The following is a 25,634-nucleotide window of genomic DNA, read 5'->3' on the forward strand; positions in this document are numbered from 1 at the left end:
GATCGTAACTTAGACCAGGTCACACACGGGTTGTTAAGGCTGTTCCCGCCGTTTAGGGTGGCCCCACTCAGCAATAGAGTTGGCTTCCTTAAGGAGGGGGCATGGCCCCACGTGTGGGCTCCGGTGCGCCGGCCACCAAACTCGCCAGACCCGCCAGAGTCGCCACCGCCATCATGGCGACGGCGACTCTGTTCGCTACCAGCGCCTGCGGACTCCTCGACGGTTCCGCAGGTCAGGAGGAGAGCAGCGGCGGCGGCGGAAACGGCGCCGTGGAGCAGGAGGTCATCCGACTGGGACTACTCCCGGTCGTCGACGTCGCCTCCGTGCACATCGCCATCGAAGACGGATTCTTCGAGGAAGAGGGCGTCGAGATCGAGCTCACGTCCATTCAGGGCGCCGCGGCGGCGATGCCCTCGCTGGAGGCAGGCGATCTCGACATCGTCTTCGGTAACTGGGTGTCGATCTTCGCCGCACATTCGGCACTCGGCAACATCAAGCTCGTCGCCGACAGCTACTACGCGCTGCCCAACACCTGGATGGTGATGACCACGCCGGACAGCGGGCTCACCCAGCCGGACGACCTGATGGGCAAGACCATCGGCGTCACCAGCCAGGGCAGCCTGGCCGAGGTCACCATCAAGTCGGTGCTGCGGGCCAACGATCTCGACCCGAACAACGTCAACTTCGCCGAGATGGGCTACCCGGACATGGCGGCGGCGCTGGACTCCGGCCAGGTCGACGCGGCGCTGATGGCCGAGCCGTTCATCACCAACTCGGAGCTGGAGATCGGTGCCGTGCCGGTCTTCGACGCCGCGTCCGGCCCCACCGAGGAGATCCCGATCGCGGGCTTCGCGGCCAAGGACGAGTGGGCGGAGGAGAACCCGCAGACCGTCGCGGCGTTCCAGCGCGCCTTCTCCCGCGGCCAGGAGGTCGCCAGCTCCGACCGTGAGCGCGTCGAGCAGATGGTGCAGGAGTACGCGAGCATCGAGCCGGAGACCGCGTCGCTGCTGAACCTCGGCGGCTGGCCCACGACGCTGGAGGCGTCGCGGCTGCAGCGAATCCCGAACCTGATGCTGGAGTACCAGCTGATCGACGAGCCGATCGAGGCCGAGTCGATGATCCTCACGCCGACGCGAAACTGACTCGATGCGTTCGGTTCTTCGCGGACTGGTCGGACTGGCCTGCTTTCTCGTCCTGTGCGAGGTCGTCAGCCGGTCCGGCCTGGTCCCCTCGTACTATCTCCCCCCGCCGTCGGTCGTCCTGACCACACTCGGCGGCCTGCTCGTCGACCAGTCCTTCCTGCTCCACATCATCGCGACCGTCCTGGCATGGCTGATCGCGATGGGCATCGCCATCGCCATCGCGGTACCCGCCGGACTGCTGCTCGGCAGCATCAAGGCGGTGCGGGTCGCGACCCGCTCGGTCATCGAGTTCCTGCGGCCCATCCCGTCGGTGGCGCTGATCCCCTTGGCGCTGGTCCTGCTGGGCACCGGACCCGAGACCAAGATCGTCCTCGCGGTCTACGCCGCGATCTGGCCGATCATGTTCAACACCATCTACGCGTTGGACGAGATGGACTCGATGATGGTCGACACCGCTCGATCGTTCCGGCTCGGCAGACTCCGCACCCTGGCCACCGTGGCGCTGCCCAACTCGGCGCCGTTCATCGCCACCGGCATCCGGGTGGCAGCCTCCATCGCGTTGATCCTGGTCATCAGCACCGAGCTCCTCGCGGGCGGCAAGGTCGGACTCGGCGTCTTCATCCTCGAAGCCAGTTCCAGCGGCGGCCGGATGGACTTCGTCCTGGCCGGAACCGTGGTCGCGGGCATCGTCGGTTATCTGGTCAACGAACTGCTGGAGCGGGCTCAACGACGCTGGCTCGGCTGGGACAACACCGTCGAGGCCGTCCGGTGAGCCGTGTGCGGAGTGGAATTCACCGTCAATTCACGACATCGTCGTCTCGGTCGGTCCGACACGGCCTGCCGGTCGGCGACGAGCAGGAGCAGCGCCCGCCGATGACATCGTCCGCGAGTTCGAGGACACACCGGACGCCTCGGGCAGGTCGACCGGAGGTGAGCAGGTGACCAGGTCAGTGCTCGCCCTCAAGGGCTTCGCCCAACGCTGGGTCGTCTTCGTCGGACTCATCCTGGTGTGGGAGGTCGCCGCTCGCCTCGGCGAGAGCGTCTTCTTCCCGCCGCCGTCGGAGATCGGCGCGACGGCCGTCGGTCTCTGGTTCTCCGGGCCCGCGAACCAGCTCTTCCTCAGCGACACCGTGCTCGGCGACATCGTGCCCAGCGTGGTGCGGATGCTCAGTGCCTGGTTGATCGCGGGCGTCATCGGCGTGTCGCTCGGTCTGGTGCTCGGGCGGTCGCGCACGGCGATGGACTACGTCGGTCCGCTGTTCTCCTTCGCCCGTGCGATCCCCTCGCCCGCGCTGGTGCCGGTGTTCCTGGCGCTGTTCTCCATCGGCACGCCGATGCAGATGGCGACGATCATCTTCGGCGTCGTCTGGCCCGTGCTGCTCAACGCGGTCGACGGAGCGCAGGCGGTGGACAAGACCAAGGTCGAGACGGCCAAGTCCTTCCGCATCCCCTACTGGCAGTGGATGGGCATGGTCGTCCTGCCCTCGGCAGGCCCCAAGATCTTCGCAGGCCTGCGGGTCGCGTTGTCGCTGTCGCTGGTGTTGATGGTCATCTCGGAGCTGGTCGGGGCCATCAACGGCATCGGCTATCAGCTGATCGCCGCGCAACGGCTCTTCCGTTTCGACGAGACCTGGGCGTGGATCGTCCTGCTCGGGGTGCTCGGCTACGTCTTCAACACGGTTCTCCTCGCGGTGGAACGCCGCGTACTGGGGTGGCAGCAGGCGCAGGGCGCAGGCACGAGCCTGGCCAGGACAGGAGGGTGACATGACGACGATGTTGCAGGTGACCGATCTCGGTCACACCTACGGAGGCGACGCGGGCTACACGGCCATCGACGACCTCTCCTTCACGGTGAACACCGGCGAACTGGTCTGCATCGTCGGCCCCTCCGGATGCGGCAAGTCGACGCTGCTGCGTTCGGTGTCCGGCCTGCACCGGCCCAGTCGCGGAACGGTACGGCTGCAGGACGACGCGGTCACCGGCGTGCCGGAGGACCTCGCCGTCGTGTTCCAGGACTACAGCCGGTCGCTGTTTCCCTGGCTGACGGTGGCGGGCAACGTGGAGTTCCCGCTGCGCAGCCGGGGAATCCCCGCGGCACAGCGCAAGGAGCGCGCCGCCGAGGCGTTGGAAGCCGTCGGGCTCACGAAGGCAGCGGCGAAGTACCCTCGGCAGCTCTCCGGCGGCATGCAGCAGCGCGTCGCCATCGCCAGGGCGTTGGCGTGCAGGCCTGCGTTGCTGCTGATGGACGAGCCCTTCGCCTCGGTGGACGCCCAGACCAGGGCGGAGCTGGAGGACCTGCTGCTCAAGGTCCAGCGCGAACAGGACACCACGGTACTGCTGGTCACCCACGACATCGACGAGAGCGTGTACCTGGCCCATCGGGTCCTGGTGCTGTCCACCGCGCCCGCGTCGGTGGTCGCGGACCTCCCGGTGGACCTTCCCGCCGAACGGGATCAGATCACCACCAAGGAGGATCCGCGCTTCATCGAACTGCGCGGCGAGGTGGCGCGGCTGCTGCGCCGTCCGGAGGACCCGGCCTCGGCCGGGACGGCGGCGCCCTCGGACTCGGCGGGCGCCGAGGACGGGGCCGACGCGCTCGGCCAGGAGGCCGTGGCCGCGGCGAAACCCTGATCCCGGCCCGGCCCGGTGGGACGCCCTCGCCGGGCCGCGGCATTCCACCGGCCGACCGAGGAAGGCCCGGTGCGCGGAGATCGCGTACCGGGCCTTCCCGTCTCCGGCGACGAGTCGGATTCCGGGGTGCGGCAGGCCGGACCGAGCGCCGGGCCGACGTGCACCGGGTGCAGGCCACCCGCCCGTCGAAGGCGACCGAGGGCGCCGCGACGCACCGTCGACACGTCATGACCAGCCGCGATGTCTGTTCGACGCATGGTGGGACCAGCCCGTTCGCCCATCGACCTGGCAGACTCGACCGAGCCGCGGGGCACCGGAGGGCTGCGGTCGAATCGCCGTCGACCGGCGACCCGGCCGGACGTCCCCGCCCTGGCGGCGACGGACTCGCCGGTGCGGGATCAGCCCGCCCGAACGGGCAGAACAGACCTGGACAGGCACACTGGACAGGCGCACTCCGCTGTGAGGACAAGGAGCACGACCGCGGTGACCGACGGCCCACTCATCGTGCAGTCAGACAAGACGCTGCTGCTGGAGATCGACCATCCCCGATCGAACGACGCGCGCGTCGCCATCGCGCCGTTCGCCGAGCTGGAACGCGCTCCCGAGCACGTGCACACGTATCGGATCACTCCGCTCGCGCTGTGGAACGCGCGGGCGGCCGGGCACGACGCCGAGCAGGTGGTCGACGTCCTCGTCCGGTACTCCCGATATCCGGTGCCGCAGCCGCTGCTGGTCGACGTCGTCGACACGATGGGCCGCTTCGGCAGGCTGCGACTGGTCAACAGCCCGGTGCACGGTCTGGTCCTGGAGTCGCTCGACCGGGCCGTCCTCACCGAGGTGCTGCGGAACAAGAAGATCGCTCCGATGCTCGGCGAGCGGGTCGACGACGACGTCACCGTCGTGCATCCCAGCGAACGGGGCCGGCTGAAGCAGGCACTGCTGAAGATCGGCTGGCCCGCCGAGGACCTCGCCGGGTACGTCGACGGCGAGGCGCACCCCATCTCGTTGCAGCAGGACGGCTGGCAGCTGCGCGACTACCAGCGACAGGCCGTCGAGGCCTTCTGGGCGGGCGGGTCCGGTGTCGTGGTGCTGCCGTGCGGCGCGGGCAAGACGCTGGTGGGCGCGGCGGCGATGGCCGAGGCACGCGCCACGACGCTGATCCTGGTCACCAACACGGTCGCGGGCAGGCAGTGGAAGCGCGAGCTGATCGCACGCACCTCGCTGACCGAGGACGAGATCGGCGAGTACTCGGGCGAGCGCAAGGAGATCCGGCCGGTCACCATCGCCACCTATCAGGTGATCACGCGGAAGTCCAAGGGCGAGTATCGCAACCTGGAGCTGTTCGACTCTCGCGACTGGGGTCTGGTGCTCTACGACGAGGTGCACCTGCTCCCTGCGCCGGTCTTCCGGATGACCGCCGACCTCCAGTCCCGCCGCAGACTCGGGCTCACCGCGACCCTCGTCCGCGAGGACGGTCGCGAGGGCGACGTCTTCTCGCTGATCGGTCCGAAGCGCTATGACGCGCCGTGGAAGGACATCGAGGCCCAGGGGTGGATCGCGCCCGCCGACTGCACCGAGGTTCGTGTCACGCTCACCGAGTCGGAGCGGCTGGCCTACGCCACGGCGGACGCGGAGGAGCGCTACAAGGTGTGCGCGACGGCGCGGACCAAGACACCCGTCGTCCGGGCGATCCTCGATCGGCATCCCGACGAGCCCTCGCTCGTCATCGGCGCCTACCTCGATCAGCTCGACGAACTCGGCGAGGCGTTGAACGCGCCGGTGATCCAGGGCTCGACGAAGAACAAGGAGCGAGAGGCGCTGTTCGAGGCGTTCCGCAAGGGCGAGCTGCGCACGCTGGTCGTGTCGAAGGTCGCCAACTTCTCCATCGACCTGCCCGAGGCCTCGGTCGCCATCCAGGTATCCGGCACGTTCGGCTCCCGTCAGGAGGAGGCGCAGCGGCTCGGTCGGGTCATGCGGCCGAAGGAGGACGGTCGACAGGCGCACTTCTACTCGGTGATCTCGCGGGACACCCTGGACACCGAGTACGCGGCCCATCGGCAGCGCTTCCTCGCCGAGCAGGGCTACGCCTACCGGATCGTGGACGCGGACGATCTGCTCGGCCCGTCGCTGCCGGACATCGCCTGACGCGCCGCGGCGGTCGCCGCCGGAGGCCGGGCGGGCCGGCCGGGGCGTCGTCGGCGGCACCGAACCGGCAGGGCGCGCGGCCCCCGATCCGGCGGTGACGCGCGTACGACAGGGCGGCCGTCGCGGGGATGCGACGGAGTCGACGCTCAGCCCTCGTGCCGTGCGAGCCCGTCCTGGGCCGCGCCCCTGCTGAGCACGATCTCCTCGATCCGCGTCGCCGCCGCGTCGTAGGCGGGGGTCGACTCGGCGGTGGTGAGGTCCACCAGGCGGACCGGCGGACCGAGATCCACGAGCGTGGGGACGAAGGCCGCCTTCGCGACGGCCCAGTCGTCCTCGGCGGTCCGCTCGAAGGTGAAGTGGGCGGCGACTCCCTCCTCGGTGACGCCGCGCGGCTCGGCGTGCCGCGCCACGCTGTTGCCCAGTCCATAGGCCACCCAGGTGTCCCCCACCTTCTCGAACGGCTGCACCACGTGGGCGTGGTGGCCGATGATCAGGTCGATCGCCGGGTCGCCCGCCAGCTGTTCGGCCAGGGCCACCTGCGACTCCGTCGGCTCGTGCTGATACTCCACGCCCCAGTGCAGACTGGCGACGACCACGTCGGCGCCCGCCTCCTCCGCGGCCCGCGCACCGGCCAGGATCTCGTCGGCGTCCAGCAGGTTCGACATCCAGGGCTTGTCCGGCGGCAGGCTCGTGCCGGTGTTGAAGCCGAAGGTGTGGGACACGTGACCCACCTGCACACCGTCGACGTCCCGGACCAGCGGGGTCGCGGCCTCCTCCTCGGTGCGCGCGGCGCCCGCCTGGTCGATGCCGACCTCGTCGAGCCGGTCCAGGGTGCGGATGACGCCCTCCTCGCCCTGATCCACCGTGTGGTTGGACGCCGTGGTGCAGACGTCGTAGCCCGCGGCGGCGAGGCCGTCGGCGACCTCGGGCGGGCCGCTGAACAACGGCCAGCCCAGAAACGGGCCCTCGGGGGCGGCGAGCGGCACCTCCAGGTGGCACAGTCCCACGTCGGCGCCGGACAGCAGCGGCTCGATCCCCGAGAACAGCGGCGCGAAGTCCCGCCCACCGCCGGATTCGGCGCCGTCGAGCTCCGCCTGCTCGGTGAGCGCGGGATGGATCAGGACGTCGCCGGTCGCGACCAGGGTGAAGGAGTCGCGCGGGCCCGCCGCCGCGGCGGACTCCTCGGCGGATCCGCCGGGTGACTCGTCGCCCGGCGCCGGATTCGGCGGGGCGACGACCGGGCTTCCGACGCAGCCCGCCACCATCGATGCCACCAGGCCGAAGACCACCAAAGCGGCCACACGAAAGTGTTGATCACGGGCACCTAAGCCACTAAACATGCACTGAAAGTAGCGCTAACACCCAAATCGAGCAGAAGGGCCATTCGGACTATCGCCCAGATCGAGTAGTCAACTATCATGATCCCCGCCGCCGCTAACACTGAGTCACCAGTGAGGTGAGCGACCATGGCGCCAGCTCGAAGCTTCCTCTTCTACCGGCGAGTCCGGGGACGAGACACCGTCTACGGACCCTGCACGAACCAGGTGGAGCTGAGTGAGGATCGCCGCAGGCTGTACCTGCGGCTGGCCTCCACCGCGCGATTCGCGGTGACGCTCGACTGGCGTGGGGTGTTCGCACTGATCGAGGCGCTGGAGACCGACACGACGCTCGGCGTGCCCTGCGTGCACGAGGAACACGGGCCGACCGCCCTGCTGGTCGAGGTCTACAAGCGGAAGATGGCGCTCTCGATGACCGTCGAGGACAGCCCCATCACCGTCGTCTTCGATCCCCGCGAGCTGGCCGAGCTCGTCGACCACCTGCGTCACGGGCTGCGCTACCTCGAAGCGACCCGGACAGGGTGACGGGGAGAAACCCTGACGGGTCTCCACGACGGGCTAGGGGTGGATCTCCGGTGTCCGCCCGATGGTAGGCAGGCCTCGAGCGAGCAGGCTTGAGGCATGACAGAACACCGAATCATCACCGACGCCAGATCGCGACTACGGAGAATCCGTCGTAGCAGGCAGGATCGCATGCTCGCGGGCGTGAGCGGCGGGCTCGGCACGGCGCTCGGCGTCGACCCGGCGCTGGTCCGCATCGGCTTCGTCGTCCTCAGCATCATCGGACTCGGCCTCGGAGTGGCGGCCTATGCCCTCTGCTGGCTGATCATTCCGGAAGAGGACTACTGATGCGGCCGACCTCGCTGCCGGAGTCCAGGCCCGCCGTCGAGGCCCGTTCCCGCGGCAGACCCGCTCTCGGACGGACCCGCCACCGACGCGGTTTGTCCGACGCCGTGCCGCACCCTCTGCCGCCCCCTCCGCCGGCAGGCCGCACCGAGAGGTTTCGGCCTAGAGCGTCCGGGTGAAGGCGCCCTGGTCGAGACGTCCGGAGCGAGACATCCGGGGCGAGACGTCCGGGACGAAGCCTTCAGGTCCAGAACGGCCGGGAACGCGAGGACGTCCCGGCCGATCGACCGCCGCGCCACCCCTGCCTGCACGGGCCGCCCCGCCGGGCCCCGCCGGGCCCCGCCGGGCCCCGCCGGGCGAGGTGGCACGGGCCGTCCCGGCAGCCGAACCACCAGGCCCGGACGCCGCGATCCCGATCTCGCCCGATCCCCTCTCGATCGCGGCCCGCACCGCGACACGGCGGCTCCTCCCGGTAGCCCCGAGCGGAGGGCGCCCCGTCTCCACCGAGCCGAGACCGACTCCCACTCGTTCGTCGACCACCGAGGATCGAGGTGCGACACGACCTCCCGACACCGACACCAGCACCAGCACCAGCGATCGCCTCGCGATGCCGTCGGCCGCGGTCTGACGTCCGACCGTGGCTCACCAGGTACGCCGGTCCGACCCGGCCTGGTCCACAGGCCGGGAGCGCGCCGCGGGGCGATCTCGGTGTTCGTGGGCGTGACCGGTCCACGGACGCGGGCGACGCCGCCTACGGCGGCCCGGTAAGGACATCGAGCGTGGTCGGCGCGTGTCGTCCCTGCTGCTCGTGCCTGCCCCGACCGTCACCTCGGCAGCGAGAGCCGTGCCCGAGGGCGTCCGCCCTGTGCCCCCGGCAGGTCACGAGCGGCATCGGCACCGGTCCGCCGCGTGGGCTCACCGATGCACCAGCTCGACCCAGCGACGCACCTCGTCGACCTCGATGGGCGAGTGCCAGTCCGGCCGGACGGCGCCGCCGACATGAAAGCGCCGGACGCCCCGCTCCCGCAGCGGCGCCACATGCGTGGCGCGCAGGCCCCCGCCGATCAGCAGTCGTTCGCGATCGGGTTCCGCCGCGTCGAGAAAGCCGAGCAGCTCGTGCCAGTCGCGGGAGACCCCGCTCGGCCCGCCCGCGGTCAGCACGGTGTCGCAGCCGAGCGTCTCGGCGCGTGTCCAGGCGACCCGCCGATCCGCCGCGCCGTCCAGCGCACGATGGAAGGTCCAGCGGCAGCCGTCCAACTCGGCCAGGAGTGCCCGGCACGCGGCCTCGTCCACCTCGCCGCGTGTCGTGAGGAAGCCCAGCACGAACTCTGTCGCGCCCTCCTCGCGCAGCCGGGCGGCCGATCGTCGGAGCCCGGTCAGATCGCGGGGCAGGAACCCCGCCGCGTCACGCAGCATCACGCGAACCGGCAGGTCGGTGGCGGCCAACACGCTGCGCACCGTGGCGACGTCGGGTGTCAGCCCGTCCGCCGCCATGTTCGTCACGAGTTCCAGCCGGTCGGCACCTCCCGCCTGCGCCGCCTCCGCGTCCACCGCGTCCAGCGCGATGACCTCCAGCAATCCGTCCGCCACTCGCGTCGTCCCCTCTGCTCTGGCGCGGTGCGCCGCGCCCGCCCAGCCTAACGACGTGGTCTAGACCTCTTTGGTCGAGCGGACGACTGCGCCGAGACCGCCGACCGGCGCGGCGTCGGCCGGCGTCGCCGTCGACCTGGTGCGCCTGTCTCCGGGACTCCGGACGGCGAGCGCGTCACGGCGGACGTGCTCGGCTCGGGCATCGCCCGGGCCGGTAACGCCGGGACGAGGTCCGGCACACCGAGCGGCCGTCGTCCGCGCTGGAGACATCCGCCGCTCCTGACACCGGGGGCCGCGTGCCGACCGAGCCCGTCCTAGGGGCGCACAGGCGGGTGAGGCGGTGGCGAGGGGCGGCGAAGCCGCGGCCCGACCGAAGCCGATCGTCGCCGTCGGCATGCGACCCGTCCCCCTTCCCCGCGGCAGACGCATCCGGCGCCGGGTCTGGTTCCCCGTGCGACCGCAGCGGCGTCGAGACGAGCGAATCACGCGACCGTCCCCCGCCCGACCATCGCACGACACCCGCGCTGACCTCGGCAGACAGGCCACCGTCGACAGTCGACGGGAACCACCACCGGAAAGAGTTCAAAAAAGTTTGTCCGCCGATGTATCTGGCGGCCGATCCGCCCCTCCTGTCTCACAGGTCGTTCACACGGCCGGTGGGGGGAAGCCGCGGATCGCGGCGGCAGGGGGAGCGACAGGCTTCGCTTGGGGGAGCGAAGTCACACGTCGTTCGGCTGCCGTGGTCCGTGGCGCGGTCCCTTCGCGGATGGCTGGGGGTGTGAAGGGGCAGGGGGTAAGACTGCCGACGGGTGGGGCGCGCGGGGGAGGCCCCACCCGTCGGCAGTCGCCTGAACATCTCCCGAACGATCCGTGCGTACTGGGGGCAGTCCGCACTGAGATTCGCGCATGACATCTGTTCGACAGCGCTGTTGCCGGCGGGCACCGTTTCAAGATCACCCGCGTCCTACCGGCCAGCCGACCAAGGGAGAACAAGCGTGACCAGCTCCGAGAAGCAGAAGGACGTCGATGTCGCCGAGTTCGAGGCACAGTTCCCGCCGGTCGAGGAGGGCGTGGCGGACGTGACGGACTCCACGACGGAGGTCGCCGCTCCGGGCAAGGAGACCGGACCGCGCAGGCCCAGTCCGAGCGGAGGCGTCGGCGATCCCCTCAGTGAGCCGGGCAAGACGAACTAGATCGCCCGAGATCTCGTGATCATCGTCACTAGTCCATTCGTGTGATCGATGTATCTGGTTGAGATGTTGTCGCTCTTATATTGCGAGGTCGGTTCCGTCCCGTGCTGGGCCGGAACCGACTTTGCGACGTCCTAGTTGAGATCATGGCGGACTGGGGGTCGGAAGGGGGAAGCAGCGTGAACCACGCGCGGACCGGCCAGTCGGAGCTGTCCTGGCACGAGCTCGACGGCTACGACCGGCACGAGGCGTGCCTGATAGCGGCACGAGCGGGCGACCGCGAGGCGCTGAACGCACTGGTGGTCGGCCTCACGCCACTGGTCTGGCGGGTCGCGCGGGCACGCGGGCTCGGCACGGTCACGGCCGAGGACGTCGTGCAGACCGTCTGGCTTCTCCTGCTGCGCAATCTGCATGCCATGGAGGATCCCCGGGCGCTGGCGGCTTGGCTGATCACCACGACTCGCCGTGAGGCCGTTCGGGCCTTGCGTGGAGATCAGGGCGCGACGATGCCCGCCGAAGCCCTGAACGAACTCCCGTCCCAGGATCACCTGCCGGAACCGGAGGCGCTGCGCCGCGACCGGGACCAGCAGCTGTGGGCGGCGTATCGCGGGTTGTCCCCCAAGTGTCAGGAAGTGCTGAGTCTGACCGTGTTGGCGGGCCGGGTCGAATATCAGGGAGTCGCCGAGGCCCTGGAGATACCTCGGGGAAGTGTGGGACCGACGCGAGGCCGCTGCCTGAAACAGCTGCGGTCCTTGCTCACAGCGGAAGGAGGCTCACCATGAGTCCGACCGGGCACGGCTCCGGGCGACACCCGGGCGGCGATGACCAGGAGAGCACGTTCTACGGGGGGGACATATTGCTGGCCGAACTGGGCCTGGTGCTGGATGAGGCCGACCCGGTTCCTGCCGGCCTGATCGAGCGTGCGCAGTTCGCCATCGAGCTGGAGAACATCAACGTGGAGGTGGCCCGCTGGGAACGCCCTAAGCCGCTTGCTGGGGTACGCGGCGCCGAGCCCAGCACGATGACCTTCACGGTCGGCGACCTCACCTTGATGCTCACTCTCGCGCCGAGCGGCACCGGTCATCGCTTCGACGGGTGGCTGGTTCCGGGAGGCCCGCATCTCGTGGAGGTACGAGTGGCCGGCCACGAGTCCAGCTCGATCTCCGCCGATGAGGGCGGCCGGTTCGCCCTGGAGACCGTGCCGCGAGGAACCACGCAGATCCTGGTGCATCTGACCACTGTCGAGGGCAGGCCGGGCAGAACGATCGCCACGCCGAGCATCGTGTTGTGATGCTCACCGCACGCAGCCCGTCGGCCTGACACAACGCACCGCTGCCCACCGACGACGAGGCGGGGCGTAGATCATGGCTGCTGGTATGGTCCGCCCTGCCCCTTTCCTGCTACCGGAGCAGTGCAGACGGTGACTGGTCATGACGCTCAGGTCAAGATCCTGCGCCGAGCCGAGACATACCGTGGTGCTGCCGCAGCAGCTGCGTCCGCGTACCGTCCCGCTGAAGCGCGTCGCCTCTTTCGCCGTGCTTTGCGAACACTTGACACAGCCGATGCCACCGTGGAGTCGGACGCCCCGGTTCACACGGATCTCATCCGGTCGCGGATCAGGACGTTGATAAGCCTCGCTTCCTCGCAAGCCGAGACCAGGAGTCTCGAGCAAGGGCTCAAGATCCTGCGACAAGCCCGCTCGCTGGTGAAGACCCTGCCGACGGGGAATCAGCAGAAGCTCTTCGCCGGGATCATCGACGGCCAGCATGGATTCATGCTCTCGAGGGCCGGGAAGAACTATCTTGCGATCGAGCGACATGACCGAGGCGTGGCGCTCCTCGAACAGACTCAGAGCGAGATACCCGAGGAGAGGTCGATACTTCCGAGAGCCCTGTTGAACAGGGCTCTCGCTTTTATCAGAATAGGACGGCAGAAGCCTGCGATCAAAGATCTCGAGCAGTGCCTGGCCTTAGCCAGCGATCACGGGTTGGCGCTGATAACAGCAAAGGCCCAGCACAACCTGGGGGCACTGTCCCTCAGGGTCGGCGCGATACCGGAGTCCATCCATTACTACGAGCAGACGAATCTCGGCTACAACCGGGTGGCCCCCGACATGCTCCCCACGCTCCGTATGGATCAGGCCGAGGCATTGTTGACCGCCGGCCTGGCCGAGGAGGCCGCCAAGTACCTGGATGAGGCTCTGCCTGTTCTCGAGCGAGATCGTGTCCGGCAGAATCTCGCCGAGGCAGAGATTCTTCGAGCCACCGCCGCGCTCCTCCTGGATGATCCGGACACGGCACGCCGACTCTCCACATCGGCCCAACGACGACTGACCCGACGCGGCAATCTCAGTTGGGCGGGTATCGCGGCGCTCACCCGACTGCGAACCGATGTGTCGGTGGCCCTCCGCGACGGCCGGGTCACCGCTGGCCTGCGGAACAGAGCCCTGCGACTCGCCGACCGGCTGACCGATCTCCGGCTCACCGACGAGTCCGGAGTGGCCAAGGCATTGGCGGTGCGCATCGCACTCCGACTGGGTCACCTCGATCAGGCCGCGGCCGAGTTGGCCGGAATCGGACGGCCTCGCCGGATCACCCCCATCGACCACCGGATGCTACTGCGCCTCTGCCGAGCCGAGCTCGCCCTCACCCAGGGAGATCGCCGTCGTGCGCTGGCGCAGGCTAAGAGCGGGCTGGCCGAGCTGGGTCGGATTCGTGACCGGATGGGCGGTCTGGACCTGGTGAGCGGCACCGCGGTACACGGCCGGGAACTCGGCGAGCTGGCCGTCCGACTGGTGCTGGCCCCCGATGACGGCCGAGTCGACGTGCGCAGGCTGTTCCACTGGCTGGAGCGGACCCGCGCACAGGTGTACCGCTACCAGCCGCAACCCCCTATCGAGGACCCGGTGCTCGCCGAGCGAGTCGATGACTACCGGGTGCTCAGCCGAGAGCTGCAACAGGCGCGACTCGACGGCAGAAACCCCGGCGAGCTGGCCGCCCGCCACGCCACGCTGCAACGAGAGATCACCCGCCTGGGCTGGCAGACCAGTCTGTGGGGGGAACCGACTCCGATCGCGAGCCTCGCCGAGGTGGCGGCTCGGCTCCGCGAGCGTGCGATGGTGAGCTTCGCCGTCTCGGACGGGACCGCCGTGGCGGTGGTGATCGTCGACGGACGGCCCCGGCTGGTGCGGCTGGGACCCGTCGCCGAGATCACGGCGGCGGCCCGAGAGCTGCACGCCGATCTCAACGCGCTGGCCCCCGACCGTCAACCCACCCCGCTGGTCGACGTGATCGCGGGTTCGGCTCGACGCAGGGCGGAGCGCCTCGACGAGAAGCTGCTGCGGCCGTTGGCAGGCCTGGTCGGGGACCGCGAGCTGGTCATCGTGCCGACCGGCGCGCTGTACGCGGTCGCCTGGGGAACGCTCCCGTCCATGCACGGCAGGCCGCTGACCGTGGCCCCCTCCGCCACCGCGTGGCTCTCCGCCGACCAGACCGCGGGCAGCCCGACCTCCGCCCACGACGACGGAGACGGACCGACCGCCGAGCAGACCGGCGGGCTTCGCGACACGTCGCCTCGCGATCAGGACTCCGGATACCACTCGCGGTTCCCCGCCAGGGCGGTCCGGGGTGCCGACGTCTCGAGTGCCGGCGGCCGGGGCGCCGACGACCGCTCGGAGAACGGCACGGAGCCGTCGGGTCCCGCGAGCACGGCAGGAACACCCGTGCCGAGGTCCGCCGAGGCATCCGAGGCGGGCCATGTCGTGCTGATCAGCGGTCCCGACCTGCTCGGCGCCGTGGGCGAGGTGGCCGGACTCCGCACGCATCATCCGGACGCCCGCGTGCTGGAAGGCCGACAGGCGACGGTCGGGGCCGTGCTCGACGCCCTTGACGGCGCGCGGCTCGCTCATGTCGCCGCGCATGGCGCGCACGAGCCGGAGAACGCGATGTTCTCCCGGCTCGAACTCACCGACGGCTCGCTGTTCGCGCACGAGACGGCGCGGCTGCGCCGTGCGCCGGAGCGGGTGGTGCTCGCCGCCTGCGAGCTCGCACTCAACCGCATCCGACCCGGCGACGAGGCGCTGGGCTTCGCGGGTGCCCTCTTGGCCAGCGGCTCTCGTACCGTCATCGCCGCGACCAGCAAGGTCGGCGATCAGGCCGCCGCCGACACGATGGCCGAGTTCCACGGACTCCTCGTCCAAGGCCGCCCGCCCGCCGCGGCGCTGGCGGAGGCCGTCGCCCGCGAACCGCTGCGACGCCCCTTCGTCTGTCTCGGCTCCGGCACCTGAGCCGGCGAGTCGACCGACGGCCGCTCAACTGTCGGCGGGCTCGTCCTCGGCCGTCCTCGACGATCGACGCCGGGCACCGCACGCCGGACCACACCAGAAGCGGACGACGGACCGCAGGGCATCGGACCGCCGCCGAGCAGCCGCGTCGGAACCGGCCGAGCTCACGCCGAGCAGGCCCGAGACGACGAGAAGGCGGCCCCGCGAGAACCGCGGGGCCGCCTTCTTCGTGCTGTGCTGTCGTGCGCGTCAGCGATGGATCAGAAGTCCATGCCACCGGCGTCGGGAGCGGCCGGGGCCTTCTCCTTCTCCGGCTTGTCGGCGACGACGGCCTCGGTGGTGAGGAACAGAGCCGCGATCGACGCCGCGTTCTGCAGCGCGGAGCGGGTGACCTTCACCGGGTCGGTGATGCCTGCGGCGACCAGGTCCTTGTAGTCGCCGGTGGCGGCGTCCAGACCCTCGCCCGCCTTCAGGCCCTTGATCTTCTCGACCACGACGCCGCCCTCAAGGCCGGCGTTGACCGCGATCTGCTTGAGCGGGGCCTCGACCGCGACCTTGACGATGTTGGCACCGGTGGCCTCGTCGCCGGTCAGGGTCAGCCCGCCGAAGGCGGCCTCGGCGGCCTGGAGCAGCGCCACGCCGCCACCGGCGACGATGCCCTCCTCGACGGCGGCCTTGGCGTTGCGCACCGCGTCCTCGATGCGGTGCTTGCGCTCCTTCAGCTCGACCTCGGTGGCCGCGCCGACCTTGATCACCGCGACGCCGCCCGCGAGCTTGGCCAGCCGCTCCTGGAGCTTCTCACGGTCGTAGTCGGAGTCGCTGCGCTCGATCTCGGAACGGATCTGGCTCACGCGGCCCGCGATCTGGTCCGACTCGCCGACGCCCTCGACGATGGTCGTCTCGTCCTTGGTGACGACGACCTTGCGGGCCTGGCCGAGCAGGGAGAGGTCGGCGGTCTCCAGCTTGAGGCCCACGTCCTCGCTGATGACCTGACCGCCGGTGAGGATGGCGATGTCCTGGAGGATCGCCTTGCGGCGGTCACCGAAGCCGGGCGCCTTGACGGCGACGGACTTGAAGGTGCCGCGGATCTTGTTCAGCACCAGGGTGGCCAGGGCCTCGGCCTCGACGTCCTCGGAGATGATCAGCAGCGGCTTGCCCGCCTGCATGACCTTCTCCAGCAGCGGGAGCAGGTCCTTGACCGAGGAGATCTTGGAGCTGTACAGCAGGATGTACGGGTCGTCGAGGACCGTCTCCTGCCTGTCGGTGTCGGTGACGAAGTAGCCCGAGATGTAGCCCTTGTCGAAGCGCATACCCTCGGTGAGCTCGAGCTCCAGCCCGAAGGCGTTGCTCTCCTCGACGGTGATGACGCCTTCCTTGCCGACCTTGTCCAGCGCCTCGGCGATCAGCTCGCCGATGCTGGCGTCGCCCGCGGAGATCCCCGCCGTGGCAGCGATCTGCTCCTTGGTCTCGACCTCCTTGGCGGTCTTGAGGAGCTGCTCGGCGACGGCGTCGACGGCCTTCTCGATGCCGCGCTTGAGGCCGAGGGGGCTGGCGCCCGCCGCGACGTTGCGCAGACCCTCGCGCACGAGCGCCTGGGCCAGCACGGTGGCGGTGGTGGTGCCGTCACCCGCGACGTCGTCGGTCTTCTTGGCGACCTCCTTGACCAGCTCGGCGCCGATCTTCTCCCAGGGGTCCTCCAGCTCGATCTCCTTGGCGATCGAGACACCGTCGTTGGTGATGGTGGGGGCGCCCCACTTCTTCTCCAGCACGACGTTGCGGCCCTTGGGGCCGAGCGTCACCCGCACGGCGTCGGCGAGGGTGTTCATGCCGCGCTCAAGGCCGCGACGCGCATCCTCGTTGAACGCGATCAACTTTGCCATTGCTGTGTCGTCCTCCGGCAATTGGTCGCTGCGGACGCTTTCACCCCCACAGCAAGGACATGCACGGCCAGGCACGGCGCCCGCGACGGACGACCGGCACGGCAGCCCCTCAGGCAGGGCTGTCGCGACTCGGTCTCACCGACCCGACCTCTGGCACTCGAGTGTACTGAGTGCCAACTCGTGTTTAGCACTCCGGGGGGCCGAGTGCAAGGCAGTCGATCGGCAGTCACCCGGCCGCGAGGCACATCGCGGCTCGTCACGGGGCGATCTCAGTCCTCGACGACGCTCCCGCCGTCCTCGGCAGCACGAGAAGCGACGGCGGAGTTCGCGTCCACCTCGGGACCGCTCTCCACGCCGTGACCGCTCACCACAGGGCCGCTCACCGCGGAACCGCTCTCCACGTGGACGGCGGCCGAGGCACGCAGACCCTGATCGCTCGCCGAGGCGCCGTTGATCAACACGATGACGAGGACGGTGATCGCCAGCACCACCGCGCCGACCAGGATCGGCAGCACCCACCTGTTCCCGCCGCCGCGCTGGCCGGTGAAGCTGGCCGCCGACTGGGCGGGCGACGGCGGGCGCAGACGCATCGGCTCCGCCATCGGCGAGGACACGGGATACTGCCTGCCCGCCTGCGGCGTCGCGGGGAAGCTCGGCCGATTCCAGTTCGCGCCCGGCGCCCCGGCGCCCTGCGGTGCCGAGCCCGGCGGCGGCGCAGCGCCCGAGAGCGCGGGCCGCGAGCCGGTATCGGGCTGCGCGGGCGCGGGCGGCTGATCAGGCCTCGGCGTCGACGCGAGCGCGGTGCGCGCCGCGGCGATCAGCTCGCGGCAGTTCCCATAGCGCTGCTTCGGATCCTTGTTCATGCCGCGGCGGAGCACGTCGTCGATGGCGGGCGGCAGCGCGACCAGCGACGTGACCGACGGGACCGGCTTGGCGAGGTGTCCCTCGATGACCTCGGAGACCTGGCCCTGGTACGGCGGCCGCCCGGTCAGACAGGCGAACAGCACGCAGGCCAACGAGTAGGCGTCGGTCTTCGGGTCGACCGGCTCACCCCGCAGATGCTCCGGCGCGGCGTAGGTCGGGGAGCCGAGGAAGTCGCCGCCCTGGGTGCGGTGGCCCGTCGCGCCGCGTCGAGTCAGCCCGAAGTCGCCGAGGTAGACGTGCTCCCCAGAGGATTCCCGGCTGGTGACCAGCACATTCGCCGGCTTGATGTCCAGGTGGACCAGCCCTCGACCATTGAGCATGTCCAGTGCCTCGGCGACCTGCCCCAACAGGTCGAGGCACCTCGTGGGCGAGAGCGGGCCGTCCTTGATCTTCTCGGCGAGGTCGGCACCGTCGACGAGCCGCATGGCGATGTAGAGCAGTCCGTCGACCTCGCCGAAGTCGTACAGCGGAACGACATGGGCATGGTCGATCGCGGAGGTGTTGCGGGCCTCGTCGACGAAGCGTTCTCGGAACTCGCCGTCACCGGACAGGTGCTCCGCGATCACCTTGAGCGCGACCTTGCGACCGAGGCGTTCATCGGTCGCTCGATACATCACGCTCATGCCGCCACGGCCTAGTACGCCGGTGATCCGATAATGGCCCAGACGACGTCCGGTGAGGTCCTCCGACACGAAACGCAGCCTAACGCTCGGTGAATGTGATCCGTGGGCGGTCGACGAACCTGATCACCACCATCGACGTGCAGCCTCGCAGAGGACGACGGGTGACACGGCCGACCGTCAGTGGCTCACCGTACGCGCGTTCCTGGTCTGAGTGAGAATCTGCGCCGGGCCCGCGAAATCCGCGACCAGTCCTTCGCCGCTGCGCATCGACTGCGTACCGGACTGGCTGAGCGCGCGAACCCGCACCTGGGTGCCCTCGCGGAAGGCCGCGATGTGGCCGGTGTCCAAGGTCACCGCCTCCCCCGCCTTCAGATTCACCACGTCCAGCATCCCGAAGCACGCCAACAGCAGCGTGCCCGCGCCGAGCGCGTGCAGGAGGAAGCCGTCGTCGGAGCCCAGCACCGCCCGCAGCAGCGGCGAATGCCCGGCGAGCGCGATGCCCGCCGACGTGGCGAGCCAGGTGTCACGCTGGACGCACCAGCCCGGCGGCCCCGCCAGTTCCAGCGTGTGGAACTCCCCGGCCCGGTTCGGCGTGACGTCGACCCAGCCGCCCAGCACGGGAGCGGCGAACTCCGCCGCCGACGGACCCCCGCCGAGCTGTCTGTTGGCGTGCTTGGCCGCGCCGACCTTCGGCCGGACGGCCGTCCCGTAGCTCGTCGCCATCATCGCCCCGACCCGGGTCCTGATCTGCTCGCCGGGGCCGAGTACGAGCCTTGCCACTCCGAACGACGGCGTGTGGCGGGTCACGACCTGCACCGAAAACCTCCCTGTGTACAGCCGGTTGGCGTCCCGCGACCTGCGGTGCCCGCCAGGCCGTGGCGCCGCGGCCTGCGGACGGGGCGACGTCATCGCGGTCGACGGTCTCGCCGCCCGTGCGGTGGCGCCCGCAGAACCCGACACCGGCACGGGCGGACAGGTCGGCTGGCAGTGTGGCATGGGAGGGACGGCAGGATGACCACTGTGACGACGCAACCGAATCGGACGTCAGCGCTGCTGCCAGTGTCCACTCATCAGGCCGAGGTGGCCGGCCTGATGAGCCGGACGGAGATCCGGCGCCGTCGGCTGGAGGACTGCCTGGGACTGGCACTGGCCGAGGACCTGACGGCGCCCGTCCCGCTGCCCCCGTTCGACAACTCCGCGATGGACGGCTACGCCGTGCACGCCGCCGACGTCGCCTCGGCGACCGCCGAGTCTCCGGTGACCCTCCCGGTCGCCGAGGACGTCCCGGCGGGCCGGGGCGACGCGCCCGCCCTGCGACGCGGCCAGGCACACCGCATCATGACCGGCGCGCCGCTGTCCCCTGGTGCCGACGCCGTGATCCCGGTCGAGTCCACCGACGGCGGCGTGGCCGAGGTCGCCGTCTTCTCGACCACCGAGCCGGGCAGGCATCTGCGCCGGGCAGGCGAGGACGTGGGCGTCGGGGACACGGTGGCCAGGGCGGGCGACCGACTGAGCCCGGCCCGGCTCGGCGTCGCGGCGGCGCTCGGCCTCGCGGAGCTGCCGGTGCACCGCAGGCCTCGCGTCCTGGTGCTGTCCACCGGCTCCGAGCTGACCGAACCGGGCGATGCGCTGGAGCCGGGCCGGATCTACGAGTCGAACGGGGTGATGCTGGCCGCCGCCGTACTGGAGGCGGGCGGCGAGCCGACCCGGCTGCGCGTCGTGCCCGACGACGTCGGCGAGTTCCGCGCGGCCGTGGAGCCGCGACTCGGCGAGGTCGACCTGCTTCTGACCTCGGGCGGCGTGAGCGCGGGAGCCTACGAGGTGGTGAAGGACGCGCTGACCGATCAGGGCGTCCGGTTCCACAAGATCGCGATGCAGCCGGGAATGCCGCAGGGGGCGGGTCGCTATCGCGGTGTCCCCGTGGTCACGCTGCCGGGTAATCCGGTGAGTGCCCTGGTGTCCTTCGAGGTCTTCGTGCGGCCCGCGCTCCTGGCGGCGGCGGGCTTCCGGGAGGTGCTGCGGCCGAGGACGTCGGCGACCCTGGAGGGCGACGCCCTGCGCTCCCCGGCGGGCAGGCGGCAGTACCGGCGAGGGCGCTACCACTTCGACACCGGTTCCGTCCGGGTCCTCGGCGCGCCGGGCTCACACCTGCTGTCGGCGATGGCGGAGTCCAACTGTCTGTTGGAGATCCCGTCCGAGACGACCGCCGTGGAGCCGGGAACGCAGGTGACGGTGTGGCTGCTCGACGGGCCGCAGAACAATGCGGTGCCGTCGGCCGACGGACAGTAGAGTCGGCCGCATGGGCGTGCTCTCCTGGATCCTCTTCGGTGCGATAGCCGGTTGGGCGGCCAACGTCGTCGTCGGCGGGAAGGACCGCAGACCGCAGGGCTGTCTGGTCAGCGTTCTGGTCGGAGTGGTCGGTGCGGCGTTGGGCGGACTCGGATATCAGTTGATCACCGGGCAGGAGATCGGCTTCGAGTTCAACTTCGCGAGTCTCGGCGTCGCCATCCTCGGTGCCGTCGTGCTTCTCGTATTGATTCGCCTGGTCAGCGGGCGACGCCATTGATCCCCGTCATAACGGGGGCCTGACCTGCCGTACCGGTTCCATCACGCCTCGGTGGTGATCGCTAGCCGTGGTCGGGATCACCGTGAAATGATCGTGGTGCGCAGTCATCCGAGAACGTCATCGCATCGTCACTCGGCCGGATCGTCGCCGTCGTCTCCTCGACGCGACGACCGGGGCCGCGCCACCGCCGCTCGTCCGAACGTCCACCGGCCGAGAAGAGGCCGTCACAACCGAGAATGGACCGTGTGCCGTCGGGGGGTGCACGGTCCGTTCTCGGTGGTGGGCCTCGCCGACTCCGTCCGCCGCGACTGGTCGAACCCTGCGGCGGACACGCCGTTGACACCGCCGACCCGGCACCGCGTTCGGTCACGATGCGTCCCGCGAGCGGCGCGGCGACCGTAGGGTGGTCGGCGTGATCACGCTGACCACCAGACTCTCGCCATCCGCGTTGGACACTCGCCGAGGGGTCGTTCGTCTGCACCGTGAGGTGCTGGACGCGCTCGGTCTGCACGCCTGGGACGCGGTCCGGCTGACCGGTGCACGGGTGACCGCGGCGCTGGCCGCCGCCGTCGAACCGGGGACCGCGGGCAATACCGGGCCCGGCGTGGTGCTGGTCGACGACGTGACACTGGCCAATCTCGGTCTCACCGAAGGCGCCGAGGTCGTCGTGGCCCCGGTCGAGGTGGCGGCGGCACGGTCCGTCACGGTGGCCGGCTCCAGGCTGGCGACGGCCGCGCTGCCGCCGGAGACCGTGCGGCTCGCCCTCATCGGCAAGGTGATCAGCCAGGGCGACTCGGTCTCCCTGCTGCCCCAGGATCTCGCGCCGCCCGCCGGAGCCGACGTCGGCCACGCCCGCAGGCGCCTCTCCGGAGCCATCGGGCTGACCTGGACGAACGAGCTGCTGACCATCACCGCCGTCGATCCGCCCGGGGCGGTCGCCGTGCAGCCGTCGACCGTGGTGTCCTGGCGCGACGGCTCCGGTGCGACACCCGCGGCCGCGGGTGTCGCGCAGCAGGCACCCGCCGCCGCCGGATTCGCGAAGGCAGGCGTCGCCTCGCCGGGGCTGCGCACGACGCAGGCACCGACCGGCACCTCGGGAGGCACGCACGGGGTCGTCGACGGGTCGGTGGTCTCGCAGGCGAGCCAGGAGCCCGGCGAGCATCCCGAGCCGCCCCCGATCGCCGATCTCGTCGGCGCCCAGAACGCGGCGAAGCTGCTGGGCGAGTGGCTGCGCCTGACCATCCACCGGCCGGAGCTGCTGGCGAAGCTGGGAGCACGGCCGCGAGTCGGCGTCCTGGTCACCGGCCCGGCAGGCGTCGGCAAGGCCACGCTGGTGCGGTCGGTGACCAGGAGCGTGAACGCCGATCTCGTCGAGCTCGCCGCCCCGAGCGTCGTCGCGATCGAGGCGGGCGCGGCCTCCCAGCTGGTGCACGACGCGACGACGGCCGTCCGAGCCGCCGCCGGACAGGGCCGCTCCGTGGTGCTGCTGCTCACCGACGCCGAGTCGCTGCTGCCCGCGACCGACCCGCCGCCGCTGGCGACGATCGTCCTCGACGCGCTCCGCGACGTCAGCTCGATCCCGAAGGTGACGCTCGTCGCGACCAGCTCCCATCCCGAGTCCGTCGACCCGCGGCTGCGCGCCGGCGATCTGCTCGACCGCGAGCTGAGCCTCGCGCCGCCCGACGCGCGCACCCGGACCGAACTGCTGCGGATGCTGCTGCGCGACGTTCCCTCGGCCGACGACGTGGACCTCCCGGTGATCGCCGAACGCACCCCCGGATTCGTGGCCGCCGACCTGGTCGCGCTGCGGCGCGACGCGGCGGTGCAGGCCGCGCTGCGGCACCCGGAGGCCGACTCCGGCGAGGACGACGGGCCGCGCATCGAGCAGCGGGATCTGCTCGATGCCCTGCGCACCGTCCGCCCCATCGCGATGTCCACCACCGACTCGCTTCAGACCGGCGGCCTGACGCTGGAGGACGTCGGCGACATGGCCGAGACCAAGCAGTCGCTGACCGAGGCGGTGCTGTGGCCGTTGCAGTACCCGGACTCCTTCGCCCGCCTGGGCGTCCGTCCGCCTCGCGGCGTGCTGTTGTACGGGCCGCCCGGTTGCGGCAAGACCTTCCTCGTGCGGGCGCTGGCGGGCACCGGGGCGCTGAACGTCCTCTCGGTGAAGGGCGCCGAACTGCTGGACAAGTGGGTGGGCGAGTCGGAACGGGCGGTACGGGAGCTGTTCCACCGCGCCGCCGAGGCGGCACCGGCGCTCGTCTTCCTCGACGAGGTGGACGCGTTGGCGCCGCGCCGAGGGCAGTCGGGCGACAGCGGCGTGGCCGACCGGGTGGTGGCGGCACTGCTGACCGAGATCGACGGGGTGGAGCCGATGCGGGAGGTCGTGGTCGTCGCGGCGACCAACCGTCCCGAACTGATCGATCCGGCGCTGCTGCGGCCCGGCCGGCTGGAGCGCATGGTCTATGTGCCGCCGCCGGACGCCGACGCGCGGACGGCCATCCTGGAGTCGGCGGCGAAGAACACGCCGTTGGCCGAGGGCGTCGACCTGTCGGCGCTGGCGGCCGAGCTGTCGGGCTATTCGGCTGCCGACTGCACGGCGTTGATCCGGGAGGCCGCGCTCACGGCGATGCGGGAGGACCTGGCGGCGGCCGAGGTGACGGCGGCGCACCTGGAGACGGCACGGCAGGGCGTGCGTCCCTCCCTGGACCCGGCGCAGCTCGCGTCGCTGGAGGCCTACGCCGCGGCGCAGCACTGACGGGTGGTGCGGCACTGCCAGTGGCGCAGAACTGACGGCGGGCAGGGCTCACGGCGGCGGGCGGGGCGAAGGCGAGCCCGCCGTCAGGCCCGACAGCCGACGCCTGCGGCGGGCCGGGTCTCGGCCCGCCGCCCGCCACCGGGTAGCGTTCTCGAATTGATGTACCGAGTCCTGTATTCCCTGGTCCTGAGCCGACTGCCCGCCGAGGCGGCCCATCGGCTGAGTTTCGCCGCGTTGCGCGTGCTGGCGGCGGTGCCGGGTGTCCGTGCGCTGTCGCGTCGGCTGTGCGCGCCCCGTGACCCGTCGCTGCGGGTCCGTGCGCTCGGCCTCGATCTGCCCGGCCCGCTCGGTCTGGCGGCGGGCTTCGACAAGGACGGCCGGGGCGCCGACGCGCTGGGCGCGCTCGGATTCGGATTCGTGGAGATCGGCACCGTCACCGGGCATGCCCAGCCGGGCAATCCGCGGCCCCGGCTGTTCCGGTTGACGGCCGATCGCGCGCTCGTGAATCGGATGGGCTTCAACAACGCCGGCTCCGACGCCGCGGCGGCCACGCTGCACCGCAGGCCGACGCCGAAGGAGACGGTCGTCGGCGTCAACATCGGCAAGACGAAGGCGATCGACGAGTCCGAGGCCACCGCCGACTACGTGCGCAGCGCCCGCCGCCTCGCTGACCTGGCCGATTACGTCGTCGTCAACGTCAGCTCGCCGAACACCCCCGGGCTGCGGGACCTGCAGGCGGTGGAGCGGCTTCGTCCGCTGCTCACCGCCGTGCGCGCCGCGCTGGACGAGACGACGACGCGCCGGGTGCCGCTGCTCGTGAAGATCGCTCCGGATCTGTCGGACGACGACGTCGACGCGGTGGCGGATCTCGCACTCGAGCTGAGCCTGGACGGGATCATCGCCACCAACACGACGATCTCGCGAGACGGGCTGCGGACGTCCGAGGCCGAGGTGACGGCGCTGGGCGCGGGCGGGCTCTCCGGCGCTCCCCTCAAGGCCCGGTCGCTCGCGGTGCTGCGCAGACTCCGGGCGAAGGTCGGCGACCGTCTGGTGTTGATCGCGGTGGGCGGCATCGAGAACGCCGACGACGTCTGGGAGCGCATCACGGCCGGGGCCACGCTGGCGCAGTCCTACACCGGCCTGATCTACGGCGGACCGCTGTGGCCGAGGCGCGTTCATCGCGAGCTCGCCAAGAAGGTGCGGGCCGCCGGACTGGCACACATCGGTGACGCGGTGGGGACCGACCTGGGCTGACAGCGTGCCGCCCGGCCTGACCGAGGGCGAGTCAGCCTGCCGGCGCCCAGTCGTAGTCCTCTTCGGCCGCGCCGCCGGCCATCATCGATCATCCACTTCTCGGTGGTGGCATCGAGATCCTGCGCTTCGACGGCCGTGCCCCGGACATCGTGCATCAGCCGACCTTCATCGGCGGTGGCGTCCACATCGCCGACCGCGTCCGCGCCTTCGATCGGCTTCGGGCCGTCGGGCCGGAGGATCCATGACTACATCGAGACGCGTAGAAGGTCCGTCGGGAATGGTTCACGAGCAGCCGCGGCGGCGGAGCCGACAACAGCTGTGTCAAGGTGCGTTTCACCTCGGGCGGGTCGATGTGCGGGACTCGAGGAACGCCGCGGCGAGATGATCGAGGGCGTCATGGAGGCCGCCGAGGACGACGTCATCAGCATGGTGGAGATCGTCTAATCGTCGGCCCCCAGTCCCC

The 25,634-nt window shown here is 70.6% G+C and carries 20 protein-coding genes; 15 read left to right on the forward strand and 5 right to left on the reverse strand.

Going from position 1 to position 25,634, the window contains the following annotated elements; translation table 11 throughout:
- Positions 1-101: 101 nt before the first annotated feature.
- The 5 genes from AHOG_RS26425 (at position 102) to AHOG_RS26445 (ending at position 5,918) form a co-directional block, all read left to right on the forward strand.
- Positions 102-1,142 carry an ABC transporter substrate-binding protein gene (locus tag AHOG_RS26425; RefSeq protein WP_093943731.1) on the forward strand — a complete coding sequence of 347 codons (1,041 nt, stop codon included), beginning with the start codon at positions 102-104 and terminating at the stop codon, positions 1,140-1,142.
- Between the two features lie 4 nt (positions 1,143-1,146).
- Positions 1,147-1,914: an ABC transporter permease gene (locus tag AHOG_RS26430; protein ID WP_093943732.1), complete on the forward strand. Its 768-nt coding sequence runs from the start codon at positions 1,147-1,149 to the stop codon at positions 1,912-1,914.
- A gap of 166 nt (positions 1,915-2,080) precedes the next feature.
- Positions 2,081-2,905 (forward strand): ABC transporter permease, encoded by an 825-nt coding sequence (locus AHOG_RS26435; RefSeq protein ID WP_245856457.1) that lies wholly within the window; start codon positions 2,081-2,083, stop codon positions 2,903-2,905.
- A gap of 1 nt (position 2,906) precedes the next feature.
- Entirely contained in the window at positions 2,907-3,773 is an 867-nt protein-coding gene (locus tag AHOG_RS26440; RefSeq protein WP_093943734.1) for an ABC transporter ATP-binding protein, read from the forward strand.
- Between the two features lie 483 nt (positions 3,774-4,256).
- Positions 4,257-5,918 (forward strand): DNA repair helicase XPB, encoded by a 1,662-nt coding sequence (locus AHOG_RS26445; protein ID WP_093943735.1) that lies wholly within the window; start codon positions 4,257-4,259, stop codon positions 5,916-5,918.
- Positions 5,919-6,064: 146 nt separating this feature from the next.
- Here the strand turns inward: AHOG_RS26445 and AHOG_RS26450 are convergent, their stop codons facing one another.
- Positions 6,065-7,258 carry a CapA family protein gene (locus AHOG_RS26450; RefSeq protein WP_184451134.1) on the reverse strand — a complete coding sequence of 398 codons (1,194 nt, stop codon included), beginning with the start codon at positions 7,256-7,258 and terminating at the stop codon, positions 6,065-6,067.
- Positions 7,259-7,384: 126 nt separating this feature from the next.
- Here AHOG_RS26450 and AHOG_RS26455 point away from each other — a divergent pair, with 126 nt between their 5' ends.
- Both AHOG_RS26455 and AHOG_RS26460 read left to right on the forward strand, forming a co-directional pair.
- Positions 7,385-7,780 carry a hypothetical protein gene (locus AHOG_RS26455; RefSeq protein WP_157737055.1) on the forward strand — a complete coding sequence of 132 codons (396 nt, stop codon included), beginning with the start codon at positions 7,385-7,387 and terminating at the stop codon, positions 7,778-7,780.
- Positions 7,781-7,876: 96 nt separating this feature from the next.
- Complete coding sequence (locus AHOG_RS26460) at positions 7,877-8,104, forward strand: PspC domain-containing protein (RefSeq protein WP_093943737.1); 228 nt, start codon at positions 7,877-7,879, stop codon at positions 8,102-8,104.
- Between the two features lie 912 nt (positions 8,105-9,016).
- On the opposite strand, the gene AHOG_RS26470 is transcribed toward AHOG_RS26460, so the two are convergent.
- A complete protein-coding gene (locus AHOG_RS26470; RefSeq protein WP_093943739.1) occupies positions 9,017-9,691 on the reverse strand; it encodes a copper homeostasis protein CutC in 675 nt (224 codons plus the stop codon).
- A gap of 995 nt (positions 9,692-10,686) precedes the next feature.
- Here AHOG_RS26470 and AHOG_RS26475 point away from each other — a divergent pair.
- The 4 genes from AHOG_RS26475 (at position 10,687) to AHOG_RS26490 (ending at position 15,166) form a co-directional block, all read left to right on the forward strand.
- Positions 10,687-10,884 (forward strand): hypothetical protein, encoded by a 198-nt coding sequence (locus AHOG_RS26475; protein ID WP_093943740.1) that lies wholly within the window; start codon positions 10,687-10,689, stop codon positions 10,882-10,884.
- A 176-nt stretch (positions 10,885-11,060) separates the two neighbouring features.
- Positions 11,061-11,663, forward strand: a complete 603-nt coding sequence (locus AHOG_RS26480) for an RNA polymerase sigma factor (RefSeq protein ID WP_245856458.1) — start codon at positions 11,061-11,063, stop codon at positions 11,661-11,663.
- Complete coding sequence (locus AHOG_RS26485; RefSeq protein ID WP_245856459.1) at positions 11,660-12,172, forward strand: carboxypeptidase regulatory-like domain-containing protein; 513 nt, start codon at positions 11,660-11,662, stop codon at positions 12,170-12,172. Before AHOG_RS26480 ends, AHOG_RS26485 begins: the two co-directional genes overlap by 4 nt.
- 333 nt (positions 12,173-12,505) lie before the next feature.
- Complete coding sequence (locus AHOG_RS26490) at positions 12,506-15,166, forward strand: CHAT domain-containing protein (protein ID WP_157737056.1); 2,661 nt, start codon at positions 12,506-12,508, stop codon at positions 15,164-15,166.
- A gap of 257 nt (positions 15,167-15,423) precedes the next feature.
- Here the strand turns inward: AHOG_RS26490 and groL are convergent, their stop codons facing one another.
- The 3 genes from groL to AHOG_RS26505 all read right to left on the reverse strand — a co-directional run bounded on the left by groL (position 15,424) and on the right by AHOG_RS26505 (position 19,406).
- On the reverse strand, positions 15,424-17,043 hold the full coding sequence (gene groL / locus AHOG_RS26495; RefSeq protein WP_093943742.1) for a chaperonin GroEL: 1,620 nt from the start codon (positions 17,041-17,043) through the stop codon (positions 15,424-15,426).
- A gap of 269 nt (positions 17,044-17,312) precedes the next feature.
- Positions 17,313-18,659: a serine/threonine-protein kinase gene (locus AHOG_RS26500; RefSeq protein ID WP_093943743.1), complete on the reverse strand. Its 1,347-nt coding sequence runs from the start codon at positions 18,657-18,659 to the stop codon at positions 17,313-17,315.
- A gap of 108 nt (positions 18,660-18,767) precedes the next feature.
- Positions 18,768-19,406 (reverse strand): AIM24 family protein, encoded by a 639-nt coding sequence (locus AHOG_RS26505; RefSeq protein ID WP_093943744.1) that lies wholly within the window; start codon positions 19,404-19,406, stop codon positions 18,768-18,770.
- 195 nt (positions 19,407-19,601) lie between these two features.
- Between AHOG_RS26505 and moeA the strand changes: the two genes are divergently transcribed.
- The 4 genes from moeA (at position 19,602) to AHOG_RS26525 (ending at position 25,171) form a co-directional block, all read left to right on the forward strand.
- Positions 19,602-20,879, forward strand: coding sequence for a molybdopterin molybdotransferase MoeA (gene moeA, locus AHOG_RS26510; protein ID WP_169725909.1), 1,278 nt, complete (start codon positions 19,602-19,604; stop codon positions 20,877-20,879).
- A gap of 10 nt (positions 20,880-20,889) precedes the next feature.
- Complete coding sequence (locus AHOG_RS26515; protein WP_093943745.1) at positions 20,890-21,156, forward strand: GlsB/YeaQ/YmgE family stress response membrane protein; 267 nt, start codon at positions 20,890-20,892, stop codon at positions 21,154-21,156.
- A 412-nt stretch (positions 21,157-21,568) separates the two neighbouring features.
- A complete protein-coding gene (locus AHOG_RS26520) occupies positions 21,569-23,917 on the forward strand; it encodes an AAA family ATPase (RefSeq protein ID WP_093944843.1) in 2,349 nt (782 codons plus the stop codon).
- A gap of 159 nt (positions 23,918-24,076) precedes the next feature.
- Complete coding sequence (locus AHOG_RS26525) at positions 24,077-25,171, forward strand: quinone-dependent dihydroorotate dehydrogenase (RefSeq protein WP_184451139.1); 1,095 nt, start codon at positions 24,077-24,079, stop codon at positions 25,169-25,171.
- Positions 25,172-25,634: the final 463 nt, after the last annotated feature.

The sequence above is a fragment of the Actinoalloteichus hoggarensis genome, from assembly GCF_002234535.1.
GTDB lineage: Bacteria > Actinomycetota > Actinomycetes > Mycobacteriales > Pseudonocardiaceae > Actinoalloteichus_A > Actinoalloteichus_A hoggarensis.

Bases quoted from the DNA above. Each gene is read 5' to 3' on its own strand.
- AHOG_RS26515 (WP_093943745.1), top strand. From the start codon at position 20,890: ATGGGCGTGCTCTCCTGGATCCTCTTCGGTGCGATAGCCGGTTGGGCG.
- AHOG_RS26485 (WP_245856459.1), top strand. From the start codon at position 11,660: ATGAGTCCGACCGGGCACGGCTCCGGGCGACACCCGGGCGGCGATGAC.
- AHOG_RS26460 (WP_093943737.1), top strand. From the start codon at position 7,877: ATGACAGAACACCGAATCATCACCGACGCCAGATCGCGACTACGGAGA.
- AHOG_RS26525 (WP_184451139.1), top strand. From the start codon at position 24,077: ATGTACCGAGTCCTGTATTCCCTGGTCCTGAGCCGACTGCCCGCCGAG.
- AHOG_RS26425 (WP_093943731.1), top strand. From the start codon at position 102: ATGGCCCCACGTGTGGGCTCCGGTGCGCCGGCCACCAAACTCGCCAGA.
- AHOG_RS26430 (WP_093943732.1), top strand. From the start codon at position 1,147: ATGCGTTCGGTTCTTCGCGGACTGGTCGGACTGGCCTGCTTTCTCGTC.
- groL (WP_093943742.1), bottom strand. From the start codon at position 17,043: ATGGCAAAGTTGATCGCGTTCAACGAGGATGCGCGTCGCGGCCTTGAG.
- moeA (WP_169725909.1), top strand. From the start codon at position 19,602: ATGACCACTGTGACGACGCAACCGAATCGGACGTCAGCGCTGCTGCCA.
- AHOG_RS26450 (WP_184451134.1), bottom strand. From the start codon at position 7,258: ATGTTTAGTGGCTTAGGTGCCCGTGATCAACACTTTCGTGTGGCCGCT.
- AHOG_RS26455 (WP_157737055.1), top strand. From the start codon at position 7,385: ATGGCGCCAGCTCGAAGCTTCCTCTTCTACCGGCGAGTCCGGGGACGA.
- AHOG_RS26440 (WP_093943734.1), top strand. From the start codon at position 2,907: ATGACGACGATGTTGCAGGTGACCGATCTCGGTCACACCTACGGAGGC.